The organism is Pontibacillus litoralis JSM 072002, assembly GCF_000775615.1.
In the GTDB taxonomy this organism is placed as follows: Bacteria; Bacillota; Bacilli; order Bacillales; family BH030062; genus Pontibacillus; species Pontibacillus litoralis.
Map to the genome: position 1 here is coordinate 21,712 of NZ_AVPG01000030.1, position 7,946 is coordinate 29,657.

General features: G+C 33.9%; 5 protein-coding genes. All 5 read left to right on the forward strand.

Features of this window, described 5'->3' with window-relative positions:
• The first annotated feature begins 6 nt into the window (after positions 1-6).
• Genes N784_RS14335 through N784_RS17015 form a run of 5 tightly spaced genes read left to right on the forward strand, consistent with a single transcriptional unit; the run spans position 7 to position 7,920 of the window.
• Positions 7-2,775, forward strand: a complete 2,769-nt coding sequence (locus tag N784_RS14335) for a DNA methyltransferase (protein WP_036836011.1) — start codon at positions 7-9, stop codon at positions 2,773-2,775.
• A gap of 23 nt (positions 2,776-2,798) precedes the next feature.
• Positions 2,799-4,778, forward strand: a complete 1,980-nt coding sequence (gene pglZ, locus N784_RS14340) for a BREX-3 system phosphatase PglZ (RefSeq protein ID WP_036836014.1) — start codon at positions 2,799-2,801, stop codon at positions 4,776-4,778.
• Entirely contained in the window at positions 4,779-5,489 is a 711-nt protein-coding gene (locus N784_RS14345; protein ID WP_036836016.1) for a hypothetical protein, read from the forward strand.
• 53 nt (positions 5,490-5,542) lie between these two features.
• Positions 5,543-6,772 carry a DEAD/DEAH box helicase gene (locus N784_RS17010; RefSeq protein ID WP_052127348.1) on the forward strand — a complete coding sequence of 410 codons (1,230 nt, stop codon included), beginning with the start codon at positions 5,543-5,545 and terminating at the stop codon, positions 6,770-6,772.
• 11 nt (positions 6,773-6,783) lie between these two features.
• Entirely contained in the window at positions 6,784-7,920 is a 1,137-nt protein-coding gene (locus tag N784_RS17015) for a C-terminal helicase domain-containing protein (RefSeq protein ID WP_052127349.1), read from the forward strand.
• Positions 7,921-7,946: the final 26 nt, after the last annotated feature.

Below are 7,946 nucleotides of genomic sequence, written 5' to 3' on the forward strand. Positions count from 1 at the left end.
AACAAAATGACTAAAGAAAATGAGCAATTGTCTATTCTAGGTGAAGAGGAAGGAAATAAAGATCACCACGTAACGGTATTAGGTATGACTTTTAATAACGATCAAGAGAGAAAAGAATATTTCACGGAAGAATTAAGAAAAAAATTACCTGACTTAAAAGACATAGAGGGTTTTCCAATTGGAGAGGATGAAGACATTCTCTCCATGTCAGATCCTCCTTATTATACCGCTTGTCCTAATCCATGGTTAAGCCAAATGGTAAGCCAATGGAATGTAGAATCATTAAATAAAGAAGATTATCAACGCCTTCCTTTTGCTTCAGATGTATCCGAAGGAAAAAATGATGCATTTTATAACGCTCACGGATATCATACGAAAGTACCTTATAAAGCTATTTTAAAGTATATTTTGCATTACACATCTCCGGGGGATATAATTTTTGATGGTTTTTCTGGAACAGGTACAACAGGGGTAGCAGCTAATGCTGCAGGTAATAAAAAAATAATTGAAACACTTGGTTATAAAGTGGATGAAAACAATAACATTTATGATAATAGAGAATTTAAATCTGGGTTAGGAAAGCGTAATGTCATCTTAAATGACTTGTCACCGTCAGCTACTTTAATCTCCTATAACTATAATTCTAATGGTGGCAAAAAAGAATTTGAGCAAGAGGCTAGGAGAATTATAGATGAATTGAAAAAAGAATGTCTTTGGATGTATAAGACAAAACATTCAAAAGAAGAGTTTGGAATAATAACGAATGTTGTCTGGAGTGACATTTTTATATGCCCAGATTGCTCAACAGAAATAAACTTCTGGGACGTTTCCGTAGATTATGAAAAAAAGAAAATGGAAAAAGAGTTTAACTGTTTTAATTGTAATTCTAAGTTGGAAAAGAAAGAGTTAGAACGCTCATGGGAAACTTATTTTGATGCAGATATTGAAGACACTGTATCAATTGCAAAGCAAGTGCCGGTTTTGATTAACTATAGCGTTGGAACACGAAAATACACTAAGAAAGTCGATGAATTCGATCTATCTCTGTTACAAGAGATTCAAGATAAGAACTTTTCTTACTGGTATCCAGTGGAAAAGATACCAGAGGGATATAATACAAAACAGCCTTTAAAAAGTCATGGAATATCGCATGTACACCAATTCTATACTAGAAGAAATCTATATACCTTAGCGTGTCTTTATAAAAAAATCAAAGAGTCTAAATTCTCAAGTAAGTTATTATTCTTTTTTCAGGCTTCTATAAATAGATCAACTAAAACCAATCGATTTCGGTTTGGAGGGACAGGTGGACTCAGTGGTACGTTGTATATACCTTCATTAGGAGTAGAAAGAAACTCTATTTTTCTTCTCGAAAGTAAACTAAGAGATCAACTTAAAGTGTTGGAGGAAAGTGAATATTCAAGTAAAAACTTTGGAATTATAACACAGTCTTCATCAACGAACTTGGGGGTTCCAGAAAATTCAGTTGACTATATTTTTACTGATCCTCCATTTGGTTCTAATATTATGTACTCTGAACTTAATTTCCTTTGGGAATCTTGGTTGAAAGTCATTACCAATAACAAAAATGAATCAATTATCAATCCTGTCCAAAATAAAGGCTTAGAAGATTATATACGTTTAATGGAAAAAAGTTTTGTTGAATTTTATAACATACTAAAACCAAACAGGTGGATGACAGTTGAGTTCAGCAATTCTCAATCAAGTGTTTGGAACGGTATTAGAGAAGCTATTGAAAGAGCTGGGTTTATTATTGCAAATGTATCAGCATTGGATAAAAAGCAAGGAAGTTTTAAGGCCGTAACTTCCACCACTGCTGTTAAACAAGATTTAGTAATATCTTGTTATAAACCAAGTGACAGTATGGTAAATAAACTTGAATCAGAACAAGGTTCTAAAGACTCGGTATGGGAATTTGTAAAAGAACATTTATCTCAATTACCAGTATTTATTGGTAAGAAGGGAGAAGCAGACTATATTACGGAACGGACTCCTAGGGTTCTATTTGACAGAATGGTTGCTTACCACGTACAACATGGTTACATTATTCCGATTTCATCAGCTGAGTTTCAAGAAGGTGTTCAACAAAGATTTCCTATTCGGGATGGAATGGCTTTCTTAGAGAATCAAGTAGCAGAATACGATAAGCAAAGAACAATAATTAAAGAATTCACTCAAGTGAGTCTCTTTGTATCTGATGAAAATAGTGCTATTGAATGGATTCGCCAACAGCTATTAAAAAAGCCACAAACAAGGCAAGATTTACACCCTGGTTTTATGAAAGAAATCCAACATATAGATAAACATGAGTTATTACCTGAACTAGATGTTTTACTAGAGCAAAACTTTTTAATGTATGAAGGTACTGAAGGTGTTCCCGATCAAATTGTTGGTTATTTGAGAAAAAACTATAAAGATTTGCGTAGTTTAGATAATGATAACAAAAGTGTAAAATCAAAAGCGGTTAACCGGTGGTATGTTCCTGATGTTGGTAAACAATCTGATTTAGAAAAGTTGCGAGAGAAGTCATTATTAAGAGAATTTGAATCATATTTAGAATATATAGATAACAATAGAAAGAAATTAAAACAATTCCGTACAGAAGCAATTCGTGCTGGGTTTAAGAAAGCATGGGGCGATAAGGACTATCAAAAAATTGTTGATGTTGGACAAAGGCTGCCTGAAAAAGTTGTTCAAGAGGACGATAAGCTATTAATGTACTTTGATAATGCTCAAATTCGCTTGGGTATGTAATCTATTGAAAGTATGGTGTTTGTATGAATGATTGGAGAGAAGAGGTTTTAAAACAATTTGAGAGGCCTTTTTCCTCAGTTTATATAGTGGCGGATCCTGACCATCTGATTAGCGATGAAAAAATACTCTCTTATTTACAGAAAGAAAAGCTACACGTAGTTGATATAAAAGATACAATTGATTTTAGATATATCTTCGAATCTAAATTTCGTGAAAAGCTCCAGGATAGTAAGGAATATTTAGTAATCCGCACATTTAGTAGAGATTTTACAAGTATTCCATATGACTTTTTGCAAATAGGTCACCAAATCAATGTAAGTCTAGCGGATGTTTTTCCAAAACTATCATATCCAGTGGTGAAAAGTTTAAATTCTAATGAATTGGATGCCTTGAATGCTGTGTACACACAGTATCAAGGCTCTTCTTCTAACCAAGAAACGATAGAATTTCTCCTAAACAAGGTGTTCAAAATTAATCCTGAAATGATTGAAACCAAAGCTGATTTCGTTAGATTTCTTCTTTCTTTTCATTATAGAGACCAACAACTTCCTAGTGAGATACAAACATATTTAAAACAAAAACTTACTAAAAAATCATCACTGTCTTCATTGGCAGTAGAAGAGTTACTCTCTTCTCAATCATCCTTCTATGATTACTTACAAGAAGAATGGCGAAGTTACATTAACGAATTAGTTAATGAGCAAATTACCATAAAAGATCCTCTTGCTAGTGACAGTTATTATCACACAAAGCATCCATTTTCTGATCAAGATGTCCGAAGATTATTAAATGATCTGTTTCTTGAAGGTATACTACAGCCAGTGAGCAATGTTGGAAACGAAGAACTTCCTTTCTGGGTAAAGTCAGGTGTTATCACTAATGAAAGCTCATTTTATGAAGGGAAAATAGTTTATTTATTAGATAAAATCGAAGAAGAAATATCGGGAGAACCTTACTATAAATCATGGTTAGACATTGCTAAATATTACGGGGAACTTAGGAGTTTCCAAATTAGTAATGAAATAAAGCTAGATTATAGTTTAAAGAACGACATCATTAATTTAAATGAAAAAATCCAAGAAAAATTTGAACAATGGTTGTTTCAAAATTATGGATCTCTATATAATGTCCCGTACCACCCTTCACCTGTTATGGTGCATCAGATTCCGCATTATCTAGAAGAGAAGATGGATAAAAAAATTGCTTTGATAGTGTTAGATGGAATGAACTTTATTCAGTGGTCTCAAGTAAAAAGTTTTCTCACTGAACAAAATTTTAACGTTGAAGATCATGGAACATTTGCATGGGTGCCGACCCTTACATCAGTATCGAGACAAGCTATTTTTTCAGGAAAATTTCCGATGATGTTTGCTGACAGTATTGATTCAACAAATAAAGAAGAGAAGCTGTGGAAAATTCTTTGGGAAGACAAAGGAATAAAAAAGCAAAAAGTATCTTACCAGCGAGCCTTAGGACAAGGGGCGTTTTATAGGGAACAAATTGAAGCATTAAATAAACCAAATATTAAGGTAGCTGGCATGGTAGTGGATACCATAGATGAGTTTACCCACGGTGCCATTCAAGGGTATCAAGGCATGGGTGCGGAAATAGATATATGGCTGAAGAATGGCTTCCTAAAAGAATTACTCATGGAATTATCTCAAAAAGAATTTTCCATTTATATAACCTCAGATCATGGAAATGTTGAATGTGAAGGAATTGGTAGAATTTCGGATGGTGTTCTCGTCCAATCAAAAGGTGAACGTGTTAGAATATATAACGACAAGTATTTAAGAGATGAACGAGCACAAGAACATTCACTGTTAAGCTGGCCAAACATAGGGCTCCCAGAAAATATGCATGCGTTATTAGCAAATAAGCAAAAGGCTTTTATACCCAAAGGACATCAAGCTGTTAGTCATGGAAGCATTAGTCTAGACGAGGTGATTGTTCCTTTTGCAAAGGTAACGCCAAAATTAAATAAAATAGGTGAGGGATTTTAAATGGCAAAACCAGTAGGGTTTGATCAGAAAATATTATTACATCAATTAGATTTTACAGCGAATGAAGCAAGGAGATCCGAGAAAAACGAAATGTACGAAAAACTGGATGATTTCTTACTTGCTGATATTAAAGGTCAAAAATCTCGGAAGAATGCCATTACTATGCTTATGAAGATATGGTACTTAGTAAAAGGAGAAGAACGCAATTTACAGACAAAGGCATTTGATATTATATTAGACTCTTCAGAAAAAGAGCGCGTTCTGTTACATTACACTATGACCATCTTAGCTTACCCCTTCGTCAAAGAATTAGTTCAAGAGATGGGAAAGCTGTTTAAACTACAAGATGAAGTTACTTCCCAACAAATAGGGCGAGTAATGAAAAACTCATACGGAGATAGAAGAAGAGTGGAAGTTGCTACGAGTGCTGTTCTTATGAGCTTAAAATCATGGGGTATTATAACTCCGGGGGACAGTAAACAGACATATGTGATGGGAGAAAAAATCAAGATTGCTTCGAGTTCAATGAAACAATGGTTAGCTGAAGCTATCATTCGTTCTTCTGAAGGTACTTCAATAACAATAGAAATGTTGAACGCACAACCTGGATTCTTCTCATTTGACTATCAGATTTCTTCTTCTGATCTATGCAAAGATACTTTTGAAGTGAATAGACAAGGTTTAGATATGATTATGGTAGAAATGGTATAGGCCCTTATTCAATAAAGAATAAGGGTATTTTAATAGTTAAATGAGGTGAATTCATGTTAGAAAGCGGTACCATAGTTCGAGGAACACAATTTCCTGAAACAGTAGAAGTGAAAAAAGCTGAAAAACTTGATGACCAATTTTTCTTATTAGAAGCTATTGGAAGGGATAGTAACCAATATTACGAACTTTTATTAGAAGAGAAAGAAATTTACTCATTAGAACAGCTTAACAGTGATAAAGAAAAAGATAGCCTCTCAACTCAAGACGTACAACATTTTATTCAATACTATGCTCTCAGAAATGAAAAGCAATATAATCAATCTCGATCCTTAGGAAATAAAAACATTCTTCCATTACCTCATCAAATTGAAGCGGTTTATGGAAGAATGTTGCAAACCCCTCAAGTTCGTTTTTTACTTGCCGACGATCCTGGAGCAGGAAAAACAATTATGGCCGGAATGTTGATAAAAGAATTAAAGGCTAGGCTGAGCGTATCACGAATTCTAATCCTAGTTCCACCACTAGTCCTTAGACAATGGCAAGAGGAATTAAACGAGAAATTTGATGAAAGCTTTCATATTATAAACCGTAATGTGGTTAGGGAGTACGGAAGTAATAATCCTTTTGTTACGAATGATAATTGTTTAGCTTCGATGTATTGGGCTTCCAGGGACGATATTAAAAGCTTAATTAATGAAGCTGATTTCGATCTAATCATAGTTGATGAAGCACATAAAATGGCAGCGTATACACATGGAGTGCTGAAGAGAAAAACAAGAAGAACTCGTTTATATCAGCTTGGAGAAACTATCTTACATAAAGCAGAACATTCGGTTTTATTAACAGCAACTCCTCATAAGGGAGATATAGAAAACTTCCGTCATTTGATGCGATTGTTAGATGATGATATTTTTTCCGATTTATCTGCCAATGAAAGTTTAAAAGAAAAGAGCAACCCATTTATTATCCGTCGATTAAAAGAGAGCATGAAGAACTTTGATGGCACTCCAATTTTTCCAAAGCGTACAACAAAAACCATTCAATATAAGCTTTCAGATCAAGAGCTTAATTTATATAATCAAGTGACCGATTACGTTAGAGAGCATTTCAATAGAGCAATGAATAATGGAAGCAACAGCACAGCTTTCGCAATGATGTTATTACAACGACGATTAAGTTCTTCTATAGAAGCCATACATGTATCCTTAAAGAGGAGAAAAATGAGGTTAGAAAACTTATTGGATGAAACTATAAAGGATAGAAAAAGTATCTTAACAAATTAAAAAAGTTCAATTTGGAAGATTATGAAGAAGAATCTTTAGATACGAAAGAACAAATAGAAAACCAGTTATTGGACTCCATTGATGATATTGATCCAGAGGAACTTAAGATAGAAATAGCGGAAATTAACAATTTAATTGACCAATCTACGTTTATTCGTAACCACGTGGTAGAAAGAAAGTATCGTGAACTTGAAGAAACGTTATTTGGTATGAATGGATTGTTAAATAACGATGAAAAGATTCTTATATTCACGGAATCTAAGGATACGCTGAAATATTTAGAACGAAAATTACTTGAAAGAGTTCCATCTGTAGCAAAGATAATTGGGGACTATTCGATGGATGAGCGGAGAAAGCAAGTTGACCAATTTAAAAACGAGTCACAGATTATGCTGGCCACCGATGCCGGTGGGGAGTCTATTAACTTGCAATTTTGTAATCAAATGGTTAACTATGATATTCCTTGGAACCCCAATCGTTTAGAACAAAGAATGGGGCGTATTCACAGAATCGGTCAAAATAATGAAGTGTTTTCATTTAATTTAGTTGCGGAAAATACAAGAGAAGGAAATGTAATGGTGCATTTAATCGAAAAATTGGAGCGGATGAGAACCGACCTAGGTTCAGATCTAGTCTATGATTTTATAGGTGATGTACTAGAAGACCGCTACGATAGTTTATCCAATCTCATGCAGGATGCCATACTGAATAGAGAAAAGTTGAATGAAATTATAAATGACATGGAAAAAACACTTTCACAGGAGCATGCTAAACTACTAAAACTTGTTCAAGATGAAAAAGTTGACGAAGATATCATCGATTTACCTCACTTAAAGAGAGAACATAATGATGTGTTAGTTCAACGATTGCCCACTAGATCCTACGTGAGTTTTATAGAGAAAATATTTAAATTGCAAAACATCAGAGTATATGATTCTAGTGAAGGATTTGTGAAACGTATTGAACGTTTTCCAAAGTATATTCGAGAGATGGCAATGAAAGAAAACATTCAGTTAGATTTCAGGGAGTCTATGAAGTTTACAGGATTTCAAAGGTATGAATCCAGTGATGTTAAAAAGATAGATATAGATTCACCATTATTACAATTAGGTATGAATCTAACGAAAAAGAAATTAGAACAAATGTAAGCGTCAAATACTACACACATATGCAA